General features: G+C 65.0%; 16 protein-coding genes. 8 read left to right on the top strand and 8 right to left on the bottom strand.

Going from position 1 to position 15,758, the window contains the following annotated elements:
* A partial coding sequence (locus tag C479_RS03855) for a CoA-binding protein (RefSeq protein ID WP_007698118.1) occupies window positions 1–405 on the top strand: 405 nt, incomplete at its 5' end.
* Between the two features lie 30 nt (window positions 406–435).
* Here the strand turns inward: C479_RS03855 and C479_RS03850 are convergent.
* A complete protein-coding gene (locus C479_RS03850) occupies window positions 436–1,119 on the bottom strand; it encodes a hypothetical protein (RefSeq protein ID WP_007698117.1) in 684 nt (227 codons plus the stop codon).
* A gap of 279 nt (window positions 1,120–1,398) precedes the next feature.
* Between C479_RS03850 and thiC the strand changes: the two genes are divergently transcribed.
* Window positions 1,399–2,832 carry a phosphomethylpyrimidine synthase ThiC gene (gene thiC, locus C479_RS03845; RefSeq protein WP_049907061.1) on the top strand — a complete coding sequence of 478 codons (1,434 nt, stop codon included), beginning with the start codon at window positions 1,399–1,401 and terminating at the stop codon, window positions 2,830–2,832.
* A gap of 102 nt (window positions 2,833–2,934) precedes the next feature.
* Window positions 2,935–3,915 (top strand): PhzF family phenazine biosynthesis protein, encoded by a 981-nt coding sequence (locus C479_RS03840; RefSeq protein ID WP_007698104.1) that lies wholly within the window; start codon window positions 2,935–2,937, stop codon window positions 3,913–3,915.
* Window positions 3,916–3,941: 26 nt separating this feature from the next.
* On the opposite strand, the gene C479_RS03835 is transcribed toward C479_RS03840, so the two are convergent.
* Window positions 3,942–4,466: a DUF5817 domain-containing protein gene (locus tag C479_RS03835; protein WP_007698101.1), complete on the bottom strand. Its 525-nt coding sequence runs from the start codon at window positions 4,464–4,466 to the stop codon at window positions 3,942–3,944.
* Between the two features lie 261 nt (window positions 4,467–4,727).
* Here C479_RS03835 and C479_RS03830 point away from each other — a divergent pair, with 261 nt between their 5' ends.
* Both C479_RS03830 and C479_RS03825 read left to right on the top strand, forming a co-directional pair.
* Window positions 4,728–5,717 (top strand): ABC transporter ATP-binding protein, encoded by a 990-nt coding sequence (locus tag C479_RS03830; RefSeq protein ID WP_007698098.1) that lies wholly within the window; start codon window positions 4,728–4,730, stop codon window positions 5,715–5,717.
* On the top strand, window positions 5,714–6,580 hold the full coding sequence (locus C479_RS03825) for an ABC transporter permease (RefSeq protein WP_007698095.1): 867 nt from the start codon (window positions 5,714–5,716) through the stop codon (window positions 6,578–6,580). The genes C479_RS03830 and C479_RS03825 overlap by 4 nt, the downstream gene beginning before the upstream one ends.
* 30 nt (window positions 6,581–6,610) lie before the next feature.
* Here C479_RS03825 and C479_RS03820 read toward each other — a convergent pair whose 3' ends face one another.
* From C479_RS03820 to C479_RS03810, 3 genes are all read right to left on the bottom strand, one after another.
* The gene (locus tag C479_RS03820) at window positions 6,611–6,853 is read right to left on the bottom strand and encodes an amphi-Trp domain-containing protein (RefSeq protein ID WP_007698092.1); all 243 of its coding nucleotides are present in this window, start codon (window positions 6,851–6,853) and stop codon (window positions 6,611–6,613) included.
* A 394-nt stretch (window positions 6,854–7,247) separates the two neighbouring features.
* Window positions 7,248–8,510 carry an isocitrate dehydrogenase (NADP(+)) gene (icd, locus tag C479_RS03815; protein WP_007698090.1) on the bottom strand — a complete coding sequence of 421 codons (1,263 nt, stop codon included), beginning with the start codon at window positions 8,508–8,510 and terminating at the stop codon, window positions 7,248–7,250.
* A gap of 94 nt (window positions 8,511–8,604) precedes the next feature.
* Window positions 8,605–8,958 (bottom strand): hypothetical protein, encoded by a 354-nt coding sequence (locus C479_RS03810; protein ID WP_007698088.1) that lies wholly within the window; start codon window positions 8,956–8,958, stop codon window positions 8,605–8,607.
* Between the two features lie 149 nt (window positions 8,959–9,107).
* Between C479_RS03810 and C479_RS03805 the strand changes: the two genes are divergently transcribed.
* On the top strand, window positions 9,108–10,082 hold the full coding sequence (locus C479_RS03805; RefSeq protein WP_007698085.1) for an isoaspartyl peptidase/L-asparaginase: 975 nt from the start codon (window positions 9,108–9,110) through the stop codon (window positions 10,080–10,082).
* A gap of 72 nt (window positions 10,083–10,154) precedes the next feature.
* On the opposite strand, the gene ppk1 is transcribed toward C479_RS03805, so the two are convergent.
* A complete protein-coding gene (ppk1, locus tag C479_RS03800) occupies window positions 10,155–12,563 on the bottom strand; it encodes a polyphosphate kinase 1 (RefSeq protein ID WP_007698076.1) in 2,409 nt (802 codons plus the stop codon).
* Between the two features lie 10 nt (window positions 12,564–12,573).
* Complete coding sequence (locus C479_RS03795) at window positions 12,574–13,269, bottom strand: metallophosphoesterase family protein (RefSeq protein WP_007698072.1); 696 nt, start codon at window positions 13,267–13,269, stop codon at window positions 12,574–12,576.
* Between the two features lie 188 nt (window positions 13,270–13,457).
* Here C479_RS03795 and map point away from each other — a divergent pair, with 188 nt between their 5' ends.
* Window positions 13,458–14,354 (top strand): type II methionyl aminopeptidase, encoded by an 897-nt coding sequence (gene map, locus C479_RS03790; RefSeq protein WP_007698071.1) that lies wholly within the window; start codon window positions 13,458–13,460, stop codon window positions 14,352–14,354.
* A gap of 189 nt (window positions 14,355–14,543) precedes the next feature.
* Here map and C479_RS03785 read toward each other — a convergent pair whose 3' ends face one another.
* Entirely contained in the window at window positions 14,544–14,744 is a 201-nt protein-coding gene (locus C479_RS03785; RefSeq protein WP_007698069.1) for a DUF7835 family putative zinc beta-ribbon protein, read from the bottom strand.
* A 373-nt stretch (window positions 14,745–15,117) separates the two neighbouring features.
* Here C479_RS03785 and C479_RS03780 point away from each other — a divergent pair, with 373 nt between their 5' ends.
* Window positions 15,118–15,657 (top strand): HIT family protein, encoded by a 540-nt coding sequence (locus C479_RS03780; protein ID WP_007698067.1) that lies wholly within the window; start codon window positions 15,118–15,120, stop codon window positions 15,655–15,657.
* Window positions 15,658–15,758: the final 101 nt, after the last annotated feature.

Below are 15,758 nucleotides of genomic sequence, written 5' to 3'. Positions count from 1 at the left end.
GTCGAGACTGACGCGGCCCTCAGGGAGATTCTCGGCCACAAGCGCGTCGGGGTGGTCGGCTGTTCGACCACGCCCGGGAAAGCAGCTCACGACGTGCCCGCCTACTTGCAGCGACACGGGTACGAGATCGTTCCGATCAATCCGACCGCGCAGGACGTTCTCGGACGCGACGCCGCCGACTCGCTCACGGCGGTCGACGCCGAACTTCCGCTCGTCTGCATCTTTCGGCCGAGCGACGAGGTTGCGGGAATCGTCGACGAGGCGATCGATCGCGGCGACGTTCGCGTGGTGTGGACCCAGCTGGGCATACGTGATCCAGAGGCCGCCAAACGGGCCGAAGACGCGGGACTCTCCGTCGTCCAGGACCGGTGCATGAAAGTCGAGCACGGCCGTCTCTGTGGGTAACTGGATGCAAAATCCCGTCGTGTCGGTCCATTACAGCGGGAGGGCGGCCCGCAGGATCGAGGCGTACAGTGTCGGACTTCGTCGCCGCGACCCGGCGAGCGCAGCGTCGAGCGCATCCCCGGCACCCGTCTCGATCCCGGCACCGTGGCCGACGAGGACCCGGTGTGGATCGAACCCGGACAGCCGCTTCCGTGGCGGCCAGAGTCGCCGTGCCGGGTGGACGCCGAGCCGTTCCGCGTCCGTTCGGAAGTACGATGCTGTCCCGACGCTCTCCGGGACGACCAGCGTCTCCGTCGCCGGATCGAAGAGCGCGACCTCCTGCCAGAACCGGCTGCGCGTAACCACCTGACTCCGAATCCCGGTGTCGGCCAGTTCCGCGCCGAAGCGTCTGACCGGAGCATCGAGTTCCGACTCGACGCCGTCGAACCAGTCGGGCAGCCAGACCGCGACGTCGTGGCGCGTCGCGATCGCCGCAGCGTCGCGTTTGTGCCGGTCGAGCCCGACGACGACGCCCGCGACGGACCCGCGCTCGGCGAGCAATTCATCGAGTCCATCCCCGTCGACCGGATCGATCACCCAGATCGCGTCGTCGACGACGAGTGCGTGACTCGCTCGTTGCATCCGCTCGTCGGGGTGGGCGATCCAGCTGAAGCCGCCGTCGAAGTCGGCGGTCACTTCTAACTCAGCCGTGGCGTCGTCGGTCCGGATCGTCATACCGCCCGTATGGGTTGGATCGCCAAAGGTGACTCGCCGTCGGAGAGGGTCAGGTCACTTTCCTCCCACCGAGTCGACCGCCTGTGTCCGGGTTGGTCTCCGAGCTTCGAGTCGGCACCCCGGATCCGAGTTGGGCTCTTGGCCCAGTGCTTTTTCCGAGGTTTCGGGTGGTACCTGGGTCATTGCCTCGGTGGTGATCTCTTGCCTCGACCCGGTGGACTGGCCCATTCATTTCACCGCTCCACAGGTATTATGACTTAGTAGTATAACCTAGTGATCATGCCGCGTACCCAACGCCAGGCAGCCAGGGATGGAACGATCACGCCAGAGATGGAACGCGTCGCCGAACGCGAAGGGTGTGAGCCCGATCGCGTGCGAGAAGCGGTCGCAACGGGCCGGGCAGTGATTCCGGCGAATCACGCACATACCGCGCTCGATCCGATGATCATCGGCGAGGCGTTCTCGACGAAGGTGAACGCGAACATCGGGAACAGTGAGACGACCAGCGACATCGAGGCGGAGCGCGAGAAACTGCACACGGCGGTCCACTACGGCGCGGATACGGTGATGGACCTCGGGACGGGGGCCGACCTCGACACGATCCGCGAGGATCACCTCGATCGCTCGCCGGTTCCGCTGGGAACCGTTCCGCTCTACGAGGCAGTCAAGCAGGCCGGCGATCCGGCAGATCTGACACCCGAGCGACTCCTGTCGGTCATCGAGAAGCAGGCCCGACAGGGCGTCGACTACATGACGATCCACGCGGGCATCCTCGCGGAGCACTTGCCGCTCACCGAGGGACGCAAGACGGGGATCGTCTCGCGCGGCGGCTCGATCATGGCCAAGTGGATGGAAGCCCACGGCGAACAGAACCCGCTGTTTTCCGTCTACGACGACATCTGCGAGCTCTTCGCGACCCACGACGTCACTATCAGCCTCGGTGACAGCCTGCGACCTGGTTGTGTGGCCGACGCCTGTGACGAGGCGCAGTACGCCGAACTCGACACGCTGGGCGAACTCACCCGACGGGCCTGGGACCACGGTGTACAGGTCATGGTCGAGGGGCCCGGCCACGTGCCGATGGATCGCATCGCGGAGAACGTCGAGCGTCAGCGACGCGTCTGCGACGGGGCGCCGTTCTACGTGCTCGGTCCGCTCGTTACGGACGTCGCCCCTGGCTACGACCACATCACGAGTGCCATCGGTGCCGCCATCGCCGCTCAGGAAGGCGCCGCGATGCTCTGTTACGTGACGCCGAAAGAACACCTCGGGCTCCCCGACCGCGAGGACGTTCGCGAGGGACTCGCGGCCTACCGGATCGCGGCCCACGCCGGCGACGTCGCGAACGGTCGCCCCGGCGCCCGCGACTGGGACGACGCCCTCTCGGAGGCTCGTTACGCGTTCGACTGGACCGAACAGTTCGCTCTCGCACTCGATCCCGAACGCGCTCGAGAGTATCACGACCAGACCCTCCCCGGCGACAACTACACCGACGCTCGCTTCTGCTCGATGTGTGGCGTCGAGTTCTGTTCGATGCGTATCGACCAGGACGCCCGGGAGGATGGCGAACTCGCCGCGCTGACCGCGGACACGGATCTCGACGACTCCCGCGCGTCGGAGGTCAATCGACCACCCGTCGGCACGCACGATAGCGAGCTCGGGCGCACGGCCGACGACCGGTCGGCGCCAGACACGCCCGCGGCCAACGAGTGATCGTAACGGTGCAGCGCTGCCCGCTCCACTCGCCGTGATGCGTGAGTGAATTGGTGGGCCGCTGTCGCCACGACTAAACCGTCCCACACCGTTCGGGCCTGCATGAACAACGGAGCACTCACGGCATCGGTCAGGCTCGTCGACGCATTCACCGACGAGCCACTCGCCGGCAACCCCGCCGGCGTCGTCTTCGAGGCCGACGAACTCGTCGACGAACAGCGCCAGGCGATCGCGAACGAACTCTCGGTCAGCGAGACGGCGTTCGCGAGTGAGAGTGCCGACGCCGACTATCGCCTCCAGTACTTCACGCCGACCCAGGAGGTCGACCTCTGCGGGCACGCGACGATCGGGACGCTGGTCGCGGCACACGAAACCGGCCGATTGGAACCGGGGACGGCGACCATCGAGACCAACGTTGGGGTGCTCGGCGTCGAGATCGAATCCGACGGGACGGCGTGGATGACTCAGGACGCCCCGACGATTCGCGAGGTCGATCTCGATTACGATCGCGTCGCCGAGGCGCTCGGCGTCGAGGTCGCTGCCCTCGAAGGTGTCGGCGCGGACCTTCCCCTGGCAGTCTCCTCAACGGGACTCCCCTTCCTGATCGTCCCTATCACTTACCTGCAGGACGTCGGCGGTGCCGAGCCAGACATGGCGAAGATCGAGACGCTGGCGGACGAGGTCGACGCGACCGGCATCTACCTCTTCACGTTCGATGCACTCGAGGCCGACTCGACGGCCCACGGGCGGATGTTCGCGCCGGGTGCGGGCGTTCCCGAAGATCCCGTCACCGGCACCGCGAGCGGCGCGGCGGGGGCGTACCTGCGTCGATTCGGGGCCTTCTCCGGCGACACCGGCGGGACGGTCACCGCGGGCACCGGCGGCGATACGAGCGTCGCCGTCTCGATCGACGAGTCGGCCCCGACGGAACTCGTGATGGAACAGGGCCACTACGTCGATCGCCCCGGCCGCGTCCGGGTCCGTGTCGACGGCGACGTTCGCGTCGGTGGACACGGAATCGTCTCGATGACCGGTGAGCTGGCGGTCCCGTCGGTCACCGAGGACGACATCATCGAACCCTGAGAAGCCGTCACGGCCGCCCGCTACGCCTACAGCAGTCGATACCGCCCACGACTCTCGCTGGCGTCACCTGTTCGGACGAGCTTCTCGAGCGCCCGTTCGGTGTACGACGAGGGAACGCCGCGTTCCTCGGCGTAGGCGATCGCTTCGTCGGCGGTCGGCCGGTCGAGTTCCTCGATCGCCCGTTCGACGATCTCCTTGCGACTTCCACTGCTGGTCGACCCACGGGGGTCGCGCTCGCCAGCCGCCGTCACTTCGTCGACGTCGAGCCCAGATTCTGCGAGGTACGTCTCGTCGTCGACGACGCCGTCTTCGACCTGTGATTCGAGCTCCGAGACCGAGTCCACGCTCGCGAATGCCTCGCCCTCGTCCTGGCGATTCGCGAGCATCGACGCGCGCACCTCGCGTGCGTGTTCGGCGTCCTCGGTCTCGACGAACTTCTTTCGGGCATCGAACGGCCGGCGAGAGCCACAGCGCGGACACTGGCTCGTCTCTGATCGTCCCTCGACGATCCAGAGGGCGGAACACTCGCTACAGCCGACCACCGCGTACATATCTGGTCGTTCTCCCGGATGCCTGTTGAATTTCTCGGTCACGGTTCCGATTTTCCGAACGCGTGTCGCGTCCGTGGTGCGGCGATGCGTTATCTTCCTTCTGGTGCGGCGATACGTTGCCTCCCTTCAGCTGTGTCGCCGGTCGCACAGCCGTGGTCGTTTAGAAACAAGTGACTGACGAGGGCGTCAGCGAAATGACAACCTATTTGGAGCCACCGCTGTGACCCTCACGAGAACTGTGGGGGAGGCTCAACGATAGCTATGACTGCAATACGAACCGACGGACTGACGAAACGATTCGGCGATCTCACGGCCGTCTCCGGGCTCGACCTCGAGATCGAGGAGGGGGAAGTCTTCGGCTTTCTGGGGCCCAATGGCGCAGGGAAGTCGACGACGATCAACATGTTGCTCGATTTCACCCGGCCGACGGCGGGCTCGGCGACGGTTCTGGGATACGACGCCCAGACGGGGTCTGACGAGATCAGCCAGCGGGTCGGCATCCTCCCCGAGGGTTTCTCGGTGTACGATCGTCTCACGGGACGAAAACACATCGAGTTCGCGATCCAGACGAAAGGAGCCGATCAGTCGCCGGACGACCTCCTGGCGCGCGTCGGTCTCTCGCCCGAGGACGGCGACCGCGCCGCCGGCGGCTACTCCAAGGGCATGCGTCAGCGCCTCGCGACCGGTATGGCCCTCGCAGGGGACCCGGACCTGCTCATCATGGACGAACCCTCGACCGGGCTCGACCCGACCGGGATCAACGAGATGCAGGATCTCGTCCGGGCGGAGGCCGAACGCGGGACGACCGTGTTCTTCTCGAGTCACATCTTAGAACACGTCGAGTCGGTCTGCGACCGCGTCGGGATCCTCCGTGCGGGGGAACTCATCGCGCTCGATACGATCGACGGGTTACGCGAATCTGTCGGTGGTGGCGCGACGATGACGATCACGGCCGCGAGCGCGCTCGACGGTGTCGTCGACGCGGTGGCCGCGATCGACGGCGTCTCGAACGTCACGGCGACCGGACACCGACTCGAGGCGTTCGTCGAGCGACCCGCGGCGAAACCGCTCGTCGTCACGACGGTCGCCGACGCCGGCGTCGAACTCACCGATCTCCGGATCGAGGAGACGTCGCTCGAATCGATGTTCACGACGCTGATCGAAGGTGACGAGGCCGCGGCTACGACGCTCGCCGGTGACGTCGAGTCGGCGCCGGATCGAAGGGTGGCGAACGCCGGAGGTGACGAATGACGGGTCACACGCTCACCGTGGCGAAGAAGGACTTCGCCGATGCCGGCCGTTCGAAACTGCTGTGGTCGATCATCGGCCTACTCGTTGGCCTCTCAGCGCTCGGCTACATCATCGTCTGGGCGACCGGCGAGGACATCGCGGCCGGCGAAATGCTCGGCTTCCTCGCGATCCCGCTCGGGGTGCTGGTTCCGATCGCCGCCCTCATCGGCGGCTACATGGCCATCGTCGGCGAACGCCGGTCGGGGAGCCTGAAACTCTTGCTCGGTCTTCCGCCGAACCGGGCCGACGTGGTCTTTGGCAAACTGCTCGGCCGAGCCGCGGTGATCGGTCTCGCAGTCGTCCTCTCGTTCGTGGTCGCGCTGGTCCTGAGTATCGTCCTCTTCGGCGGCGCACCGATCGTCGATCTGGCGTCGTTGGGTGCACTGTCGGTCCTGTACGGCGTCGCGTTCGTCGGCCTCGCGGTCGGCGTCTCCGCCGGCGTCGCCTCTCGCGGCCGTGCGATGGCGCTCACCGTCGGCACGTTCATGATCTTCTTCGCGTTCTGGGAACTGCTCACCGCCGGCGTCTACTACTTCGCCCACGACGGGTTCCCGACCGAGTATCCAGCGACCTGGTATCTCTTTGCCCAGCAATTGAACCCGCTCCAGTCGTTCGCGTACGCGGCCTCGACGCTGGTCGAGGGCCAGGTGTTCCCGGTCATGTTCCGCTTCAACCTCGATCCGACGTTCGCGGCGCCGGCCGACCGCGTCGCCGGCGACACCCCGTTCTTCCTGCAGGAGTGGTTCGGCGCCCTGCTACTGCTGGTCTGGGTCGTCGTCCCGGTCGCGATCGGCTACTATCGGTTCGAGAAGGCCGACCTGTAGGCCCGACGACTGTCTGATTCGTCCCGGTCGTCACTCGGTCCAGCGAATCTCGTACTCCAGTTCGTAGCGCTGTTCGCCGGTTTCTGAATCGGTGAGCCGCTCGAGTTCGACCTCGAACCGAGCCTCGTACGGCACCTCGGCCCGGTAGTCGTCGGTCGGACTGTCGAGCTTGACCGTCCCGTCTTCGATCTGTTCGGCCGCCTCGACGAGTGCGTCGGCGATTTCGGTTCGTGACCGGACTTCCTCAGTCTTGAACAGTACTTCTTCGGGCATGGTGGAATCGATGTCGAACAGTGTCAAATGAGTACAGGGCCGTTCCCACCGCGTGACACTCGATTGGTGACAGCCCGTCCCAATCGATCGGTTCTCAGGAAGCGGCACGAATCGAGATTTCCTCGCAGTGCGTCGCTGTTTCCTCGATGTTCCTGCGAATCTATGTCGGCTGTCTGTGCGTCCGTCGTCCTGGCTACGACGGCGATGACTGACTGACTCCTCCCGTGATGGCGATGGTCGAGTGACGCCTCCGATTCCCGTCGACACGAACGCACCTGTCGCCGTGTCGAGTCGGTATGCCGGCCACAGAAAAATTTCCCCGGCGTCGAATCGCGGGTACGCGAGCGTCTCGATATTATCAGAACGCCAGGCGTTCTGACTGCGCGAGTGGCTCTTATGCGAGCTTCTCGATGTTCGCGACGACTTCCTCGGCGAACTCGCTGGTGGCGAGCTTCTCGGCGTCTTCGAGGTTACGTTCTAAGTCGTAGGTGACCTTGCCCGAGGAGATGGTCTCCTCGACGGCGTCACGAACGAGGTCTGCGGCGTCGGTCCAGCCGATGTACTCGAGCATCATGCGGCCCGAGAGGATGATGGCGGTCGGGTTGACCTTGTCCTGGCCCTCGTACTTGGGCGCGGAGCCGTGGACGGGTTCGGCGAGCAGGCGGCCGTCGCCGAAGTTGGCGCCGGGCGCGATACCGAGCCCACCGATTTGGGCGCCGGCGGCGTCGGACATGTAGTCGCCGTTTAAGTTCATCGTCGCGACGACGTCGTAGTTGTCCGTGCGGGTCAGGAGCTGCTGGAGCATGTTGTCGGCGATGCGGTCGTTGACGACGACGGCGTCGTCGGGCTGCTCGCCGTCTCGCTCCTCCCAGAGGGTGTCCTCAGTGATGACTTCGTCGCCGTACTCCTCCTCGGCGACCTCGTAGCCCCAGTCGCGGAACTGGCCCTCGGTGAACTTCATGATGTTGCCCTTGTGGACCAGCGTGACCGAATCGCGGTCGTGTTCTAAGGCGTAGTCGATGGCACGGCGAACGAGTCGCTTCGTCCCGAACTCCGTGATCGGCTTGACGCCGATGCCGACGGGGCCGTCGTGGATGACACCCGTGGCGCCCATTTCGTCCTCGACGAACTCCTTGACCTGTTCGACTTCGTCGGTGCCTTCCTCCCATTCGATGCCCGCGTAGACGTCCTCCGTGTTCTCACGGAAGGTGATCATGTCCATCTGCTCGGGCTCTTTGACGGGCGAGGGGACGCCGTCCATGTAGTAGGTCGGGCGGACGTTCGCGTAGAGGTCGAGCTTCTTTCGCAGTGCGACGTTCAGCGAGCGGAAGCCGGCGCCGACGGGCGTCGTGAGGGGTCCTTTGATCGCGACGCGGTGGTCCTTGATGGCCTGGACGGTCTCCTCGGGGAGGTTCTCGTCGTAGCGCTCGCGGGCGGACTCGCCGGCGAAGAGGCGCATCCAGTTGATCTCGCGGCCGGTCGCCTCCGCGGCGGCCTCTAACACCTGCTGGGCGGCCGGGCCGACGTCCTTGCCGACGCCGTCGCCGTAGATGATCGGGATGATCGGGTCGTCGGGTACCTCGAGTTCGTCCTCGGTCCCTTCTTTCAGCGTGATCTTCGTCCCATCCTCGGGGACCTCGATCTTGTCGTAACTCATCTCGTCCGTATCTCCCGTCACCGCGCCTAAAAGCGCATCCATTTCCCCGCGGGATCGCGCACCTATCCCGAAAAACTCCGCACGTTTTGCCGGCTCACGTGCCGAACCCGGTGGACACGATCGCGACGTTCCAGCCGGTTACGACTGTGCCGACGAACGCCAGTGCGAACGGGATTGCGACCCGCTTTGGCGTCGACATCACGTGCCAGAGGACGTAAAACCCCGACAGCGTCGTCACCTTCACGACGAGGAGGCCGACCGGCCCGTGCCAGTCGACCAGCGGTGCCACGATCGGTCCGATCTCCATCGCCTCGGTGCCCCAGAGCCCGAGCCCAGTCGTGATCGTATCGCCGACGCCGTAGAAGAGGATCGCGATCACCCAGAGCGTTCGCTCGTGTGCGCGAAGCCACGCGATCCATTCACTCACCGACCCGTCGTCCTGATTCACTGGTCAGTCGATCCGTCCCTTGTGCGACGACCGGCAAAATCCCACCGATCGCCTCGCGCCTTCCCACCAGCGCCGTCAACTGTCGGAAGTCGTGGCCACGCTGTAGGGAGACCGGGACGATTATTCCGTCGCGGTGGCAGTCTCCGGGCATGCAGGTCATCGTCCACGGGGGTGCAGGGAGCCGGCCGGAAGAACCGGAACCGAGACAGGCGGTCCTCGACGACGCCGCCGAGACCGGGGTGGCAGCCGAGACGCCACTCGACGCGGTCGAGGCGGCCATCAGGGTGCTCGAATCGTCACCGCGGTTCAACGCTGGAGTCGGCGGTGCCGTCCAGTCGGATGGCGTCGTCAGAACCGACGCGGGCGTCATGACCGACGACCGGGCCGTCGGCGCCGCGTGTTCCATGCCCGGCGTCGAACACGCTGTCAGCGTCGCCAGACTCGTCATGGAAGAGACGCCACACGGGTTCATCGCCGGCGAGCACGCCGTCTCGCTGGCCGAGGCGTTCGACGTCGAGACCGGCGTCGACCTCTGGTCAGAACGCACCCGCGAGAAGTGGGCGGCACTCGACGCCCCGGATGGCGGTCCGCGCGAGCACCTGGACTGGATCGCGGACAAGTACGGCCGGTCGGATCCGGACGGTCGCGATGCGGAGACGGATGACTCGGCGGCGAACACGTCGGCCACATCGACCGACTCGTCCACGACGGCCGACGGCTCCCGGACGCCGGGTGTCGACGACGAGCACGACCACGACACCGTCGGTGTCGTCGCCCGCGACGGTGACCGGATCGCGGCGGCGACCTCGACGGGTGGTCGGTGGCTCGCGTTCGCGGGCCGCGTCGGCGACGTTCCGCAGGTCGGCTCCGGCTTCTACTGCTGTCCGGCGGCAGGAGTCAGCGCCACGGGCGCCGGGGAGGACATCGCCCGGGTCACGCTCTCGCGACGAGTCGCCCGCCACGTCGAACGCGGGCTCGACGCCGATGCGGCGACGACGCTCGCGATGGAGGAGTTCGGCGAACTCACCGGCGCAAACGCCGGCGTCATCGCCATCGACGCGGACGGAACCGTCGGCTCGGCGTTCAACAGTGAGGGGATGCAGACGGCCGTGGCTTGGGACTGAGGAGACGGACTGCTGGCCCTGCCCCGTCCTCCGATCAGTCGTCGACTCACCGATCAGTTGTTGACCCAGTGATCAGCTATCGACGGGGTTCCCGTCGAGCCTCTTGGCGTCGCGTCTGGCGTGCTCCATGAAGGCTGCGTGCGCATCGACTGGATCGTCGCTTGCGGGAACGGGTGCGTACGAACCGTCGCTTCGCATCACCCACCGATTGCGTTCGTCTGCGAGCAGCGTCTCGAGGATCGCGTCGAGCCGGTCACGCAGCGGGCGGGCCTCGATCGGGACGAGCGTCTCGATGCGGTCGTCAAGGTTGCGCTGCATCCAGTCGGCCGAGCCGACGTAATACCGTCCAGATCCCCCGTCGCGTGCGTAGACGATTCGCGAGTGTTCGAGGAATCGACCGACGATGCTGTGGACGGTGATCGTCTCGCTGATCCCGTCGATGCCGGGACGAAGTCGACAAATTCCCCGAACCAGGCAATCGATCTCGACGCCGGCCATCGACGCCCGGTACAGTTCTCGAATCAGCGTCGGATCTTCAAGTCGGTTCACCTTGACGATCAGCCGCGCTGTCTCGCCGGCTCGTGCGCGTTCGGCCTCCGCCCGAATCACCGCCCGAAGGCGGTCTCGTAATTCGACCGGAGCGACCAGCAACGCCTCGTAGTCGTCGTGTAACGTCTGTCCGGTGTAGTAGTTGAAGAGTCGGACAAGGTCGCGGCCGACCGCCGGATCGGCGGTCAGCAATCCGAGATCCTCGTATCCCTTCGCGGTCTCTGAGTGGTAGTTACCGGTCCCGATGTGGGAGTAGAGTCCGACTCCGTCGTCCTCGTCGCGAACGACGAGGGCGGCCTTGCTGTGGGTCTTGTACCCGATGGTGCCGTAGGCGACGTGGATCCCCTCCGCCTCGAGTCGCTCGACCCATTCGAGATTGTTCTGCTCGTCGAACCTGGCGGCGAGTTCGACCATCACCGCGACCTGTTTGCCGTTTCGTGCGGCCGTGAGGAGACTCTCGATGACCCGCGAATCGCTCGCCGTTCGATAGATCGCGGCCTTGATCGCGAGCACGTCGGGATCTCTCGCCGCCTGTTCGAGGAACTGACAGACCGTCTTCTCGAACGAGTGGTAGGGATGGTGGAGGAGGACGTCATTTGCCCGGATCGCGTCGAAGATCGTCCGGCTTTCGTCGCGAGCGGCAACTGCCAGACGGGGGTGGGGCTGGGGGATCCAGTCCGGTCCGGAGAGGTCGGGCCGGTCGAGCGACGCGATCCGGTGGAAGTCGCGGTACTCGAGCGGGCCGGGGAGGGAGAACACCTGTCGATCCGTCAGGTCGAGCTCCCGCGTGAGGATGTCGACGATCTCCGCGGGCGCATCGGGTTCGATCTCGAGGCGGACGACGTTCCCGAACCGTCGCCGGTCGAGGATGGATTCGGTCGCTTCGATCATGTCGTCTGCCTCCTCAGCGCGACTCACCTCGGCGTTTCTCGTCACGCGGAACAGCGCCGTATCGACGATCTCGACGTCGGGGAACAGCAGGTCGAGATTCGATCGGACGACGTCTTCGAGGCGCACGAACGTCGATTCGGAGTCGACCGACACGAAGCGCTCGCGATTGCGCGGGATCTTGATGCGCGAGAACGTGACGCCGTCGTCACACTCACGTCTCGTGAGGACGGCCAGCGAGAGGCTCTGGTTCGAGATGAACGGGAACGGGTGGGCCGGGTCGAAGGTCAGCGGGGTCAGGGTTGGGAGGATCGACTCCTCGAACGTCGATCGAGCCGCGTCCGTTGCGGCCGGTGAGAGGGCTTCGTAGTCGACGATGTCGATACCGTTGGCCGCCAGTGCCGGACGAATCTCCTCACTGTAACAGCGTGCCTGGGCGGTCAGGATGTCGCCCGCTTCGGAGAGCGCGTCCGTGAGTCGCTGGTCGGTCGTTCGGCCAGCCGGGGATCGTTCGTCCGATCCCGTTCGGGCGCGCCGATCGAGACCGCCGATCCGTTTCCGGACGAACTCGTCGAGATTGGCCGTCAGGATGGCCAGGAACCGAACACGTTCGAGCAGCGGATTCGTCTCGTCGCGCGCTTCGGCGAGGACACGACGCTGGAAGGCGAGTTCGCTTTGCTCGCGGTCGAGATAGAGCGCGGGATCGGTCAGATCGATGTCGCCGTCGTCGAGTCGCTCGTCAGTCGCTCGCTCGACGGTGCTGAGACGTGCTGAACCGTCCTCGGCCATGGATCGAAACGTGATCGTGTTCCTGTCAGTGTCTGCATCCGCAGATGTGTCCGTCCTCGCCCCATCGCCCTGTGGGACGGCCGATTGCGATGCAGGTTCTCCGTCTGTCGGCTTCACCCCAGTTTTCGTGCCTGTCTCGTCGGACCCGCCCGCAGACGAGTCGGCTGTCTCACCGTCTCCGGACCCGGCGACCGTCGTCCGGTCGTGACTCGATTCTCCTTCGTCTACGGGGTTTGCCTGATCACCACCCTCCATTCCCTTCACCTCACCGCGGCCCCCAGTGAGACACGATCTTTGCCGACGCTCGCTCCTGGTGGGGCTGGCCATCGACCGTGACGAACCGCTCGCTCGTGAGGTCGTAGGCGGTGAGTTGCCCACCGTAGACACAGCCGGTATCGAGTCCGACGATCCACTCGTCCTCGATCGGGGCGGAGAGCACGGTGTGGCCGAAGAAGACGCGCGGTGGGCCGTCGTAGCGTTCGAACCAGAACGGCCCGTCGTAGCCGTCACCGGTCGGTGAGCGCATCGTCTGTAGCTCTTCGCGCGTGTGTGCGTAGACCTCACGCTCGGGATCGAGGCCGCCGTGAACGACCAGTCCGCCGTCCCAGCGGATCGCGTCGGGGAGCGTCCGAAGGTACGCCCGGTCCGATGGGCCAACGGAGGGACAGGTAATCTCCTCGTCGAGCAGTTTCTGCTCGTTGTTTCCTCTGACGGCGAGCATATTCTCGTGTCGTCGGACGAATCGAACGACGCTCCCGCCGTCGGGTCCTTTTCGAATGAGGTCGCCGACGAACAGGACGAGGTCGTCATCGTCGACACCGATCGTGGCGAGCAGCTCGTCGAGCGCGCCTCGACAGCCGTGGACGTCTCCGATCACGTACACGTTGTCCCAGGCTGCAGGCTCGATCCAGTGTTCGACGAACGGGACGGCTGTGTCTCCGGACGAGGCGGTACGCAGCACGATGGAATTTCCGCCACATACCTGTATTACGCTTTATATGATTGATACTGAGCGGTGGGGTGGCGACAGTATCGTTCAGTGGTCTCTATACCGGTATATAGCTGGTCCGGCGGGTGTCTCTATGTCGTGACACCAGGTTCGACCGGCGGAGACGCAATCTCTTTTTGTCGACCCACCAAACGCCACCCATGGCTGATTCCGAAGTCGATCTCGAGGCCGAGCAGTACGCAAAGCATCGCGAGGCGGGCGAGATCCTGGCGCAGGTGCGCGAGGAGACGGCCGATCGCGTCGAGGTGGGCGTTTCGCACCTCGAGGTCGCCGAGTACGCCGAGGAGCGGATTCGAGAACTCGGTGGGCAACCCGCGTTCCCGGTCAACATCTCGATCGACGAGGAGGCCGCGCACGCGACGCCGAGCATCGACGACGAGACCACGTTCGGGGAGGAGATGATCAATCTGGACATCGGCGTTCACGTCGACGGCTGGCTGGCCGACACGGCGATCACGGTCGATCTCTCCGGCCACGACGACCTCGCCGAGGCGCCGGCGGCGGCGCTCGATGCTGCGCTCGACATGATCGAACCCGGCGTGGAGACGGGCGAGATCGGTGCCGAGATCGAGTCGGTCATCGACGACTACGGGTTCAACCCGGTCGTCAACCTGACCGGTCACGGCCTGGGTCACTGGGAACAACACACCAGTCCGACGATTCCCAACCGGGCAGTCTCGCAGGGGACGACTCTCGAAGTCGGTGACGTCGTCGCGATCGAACCGTTCGCGACCGACGGCGGCGGTAAGGTCACCGAGGGCGCCTCCGAGGAGATCTTCTCGCTCGAACGCGAGGGGACGATTCGGAATCGGCAGGCCAGACAGGCGTTAGACCAGATCACCGAGGAGTTTCGGACGCTGCCGTTCGCGACCCGGTGGCTCGACACTGGCCGGGCCGAGATGGCGCTCCGGCGACTGAAGCGAAACGACATCGTCCACGGCTATCCCGTTCTCAAAGAGGACGACGGCTGTCTGGTCAGCCAGAAAGAACACACGATCATCGTGACACCGGACGGCTGTGAAGTGACGACGGAGTAACCACGTTTCGCCCTCGTGGGGGTGCGTCCCAGCCGTGCTCCCCATCGTAGCGTTGCTCGCCTGTCCACCCTCAGTCGTGCGGTTGCTCGGTACCCTGTTCACCGTCGTTGGGTACGAAGGGGAGACCACCGACACCTAACCGATGGGTGGTCGAGATCGCCCGGTCTCGCTGCGCTTCGCTCGCTCGGGTCAGGCGTTGTTCATGCGCTGGCTCTTGCGAGCGCCACAGCGCTGGCACTCCGTCACCCGGTAGGGCTCACGCGAGAACTGCGCGTTCTCCTCCTTTCTGCTCTCGGTTCGAATTTGGACAGAGACATCATGGAGGGTATCGAGTTCGCAGTCCTCGCAGTGCTCGGTAAGCCCGCTGAAATTGTTGTCAGTCGTTGCCATCACGATGATACTCTTCGTACATAGTGTATAAAACCGCGTTTGATTTCGAGGACTGATTCGCAAAACCACTGGACGGCGTCGGCACCGATCGAATAACTTCTCAGGCAGTCCAATATCGTTCACCAATTGATCTAAGGCCGTAAAATTCGCGTGGTGTGGGTGTAATTACAGTTTTGCCAGTTGGTATTATCGTAAAGCCAGCGGCCAACACTCACTGGGTACGTCGTGACACTAGCGACCAACCGCATCGGGTGCGCCGTGGCGCCAGCGGCCGGCCGTCATCTAGGACGACCTGATAGTGGTGGCCCACACCGGGGCGTGGGGCCCGACGGTGGACAGGGGAACTTTAGCCCCGGGTCGCCGAGAGAGCGGTATGGAGCAGGTGTTCGCGCCGTGGCGCATCGAGTGGGTCGATCGCGATCGAAGCGGGGACGACGAGGGGTGTGTCTTCTGTCGACTGCTGGAAGAGACGACCGACCGCGACAACTACGTCGTGGCTCGAAGCCCACGCAGTTTCGTCCTCATGAACAACTATCCGTACAACCCGGGCCACGTGATGGTCATCCCGCGGACGCACACGGGCGAGTACGCGGCGCTCGACGACGAGACGCTACTGGATCACGCGCGTTTGAAACAGCGAACGTTCGAGGCACTCGACGCGGCACTCGGCGTCGACGGCTACAACGCCGGGTTGAACCTGGGCAACGCCGCCGGGGGTTCCATCGACGATCACGTCCACACGCACGTCGTCCCGCGCTGGGGCGGCGACACCAACTTCATGCCCGTCATCAGCGACACCAAGGTCATCGTCCAGGCGATCGAGGACACCTACGACGCACTTCACGACGCCTTCGCGAATTTCGACGACGCGACGGTCCCGGGGGAAGGTCGGGCGGTCGAATTCGAGTGGTAGTCGTCGGTGACGACACTCGGAGAATAGTGCCACTCAGTGAATAGCGTCCCTCAGTAAAACCGGTGGGACAGTGGGTCGGCCGAGTCGGCCAGAGGGAAATT

The organism is Halovivax asiaticus JCM 14624 (assembly GCF_000337515.1).
GTDB classification, from domain to species: domain Archaea; phylum Halobacteriota; class Halobacteria; order Halobacteriales; family Natrialbaceae; genus Halovivax; species Halovivax asiaticus.
The sequence above is the reverse complement of the archived record's forward strand: the minus strand, read 5'-3'. Positions and strand labels throughout refer to the sequence as shown.

Excerpts from the sequence above, each read along its gene's own strand:
- C479_RS03850 (WP_007698117.1), bottom strand. The coding sequence starts at position 1,119 with ATGACGATCCGGACCGACGACGCCACGGCTGAGTTAGAAGTGACCGCC.
- thiC (WP_049907061.1), top strand. The coding sequence starts at position 1,399 with ATGCCGCGTACCCAACGCCAGGCAGCCAGGGATGGAACGATCACGCCA.
- C479_RS03840 (WP_007698104.1), top strand. The coding sequence starts at position 2,935 with ATGAACAACGGAGCACTCACGGCATCGGTCAGGCTCGTCGACGCATTC.
- C479_RS03835 (WP_007698101.1), bottom strand. The coding sequence starts at position 4,466 with ATGTACGCGGTGGTCGGCTGTAGCGAGTGTTCCGCCCTCTGGATCGTC.
- C479_RS03830 (WP_007698098.1), top strand. The coding sequence starts at position 4,728 with ATGACTGCAATACGAACCGACGGACTGACGAAACGATTCGGCGATCTC.
- C479_RS03825 (WP_007698095.1), top strand. The coding sequence starts at position 5,714 with ATGACGGGTCACACGCTCACCGTGGCGAAGAAGGACTTCGCCGATGCC.
- C479_RS03820 (WP_007698092.1), bottom strand. The coding sequence starts at position 6,853 with ATGCCCGAAGAAGTACTGTTCAAGACTGAGGAAGTCCGGTCACGAACC.
- icd (WP_007698090.1), bottom strand. The coding sequence starts at position 8,510 with ATGAGTTACGACAAGATCGAGGTCCCCGAGGATGGGACGAAGATCACG.
- C479_RS03805 (WP_007698085.1), top strand. The coding sequence starts at position 9,108 with ATGCAGGTCATCGTCCACGGGGGTGCAGGGAGCCGGCCGGAAGAACCG.
- ppk1 (WP_007698076.1), bottom strand. The coding sequence starts at position 12,563 with ATGGAGGGTGGTGATCAGGCAAACCCCGTAGACGAAGGAGAATCGAGT.
- map (WP_007698071.1), top strand. The coding sequence starts at position 13,458 with ATGGCTGATTCCGAAGTCGATCTCGAGGCCGAGCAGTACGCAAAGCAT.
- C479_RS03785 (WP_007698069.1), bottom strand. The coding sequence starts at position 14,744 with ATGGCAACGACTGACAACAATTTCAGCGGGCTTACCGAGCACTGCGAG.
- C479_RS03780 (WP_007698067.1), top strand. The coding sequence starts at position 15,118 with ATGGAGCAGGTGTTCGCGCCGTGGCGCATCGAGTGGGTCGATCGCGAT.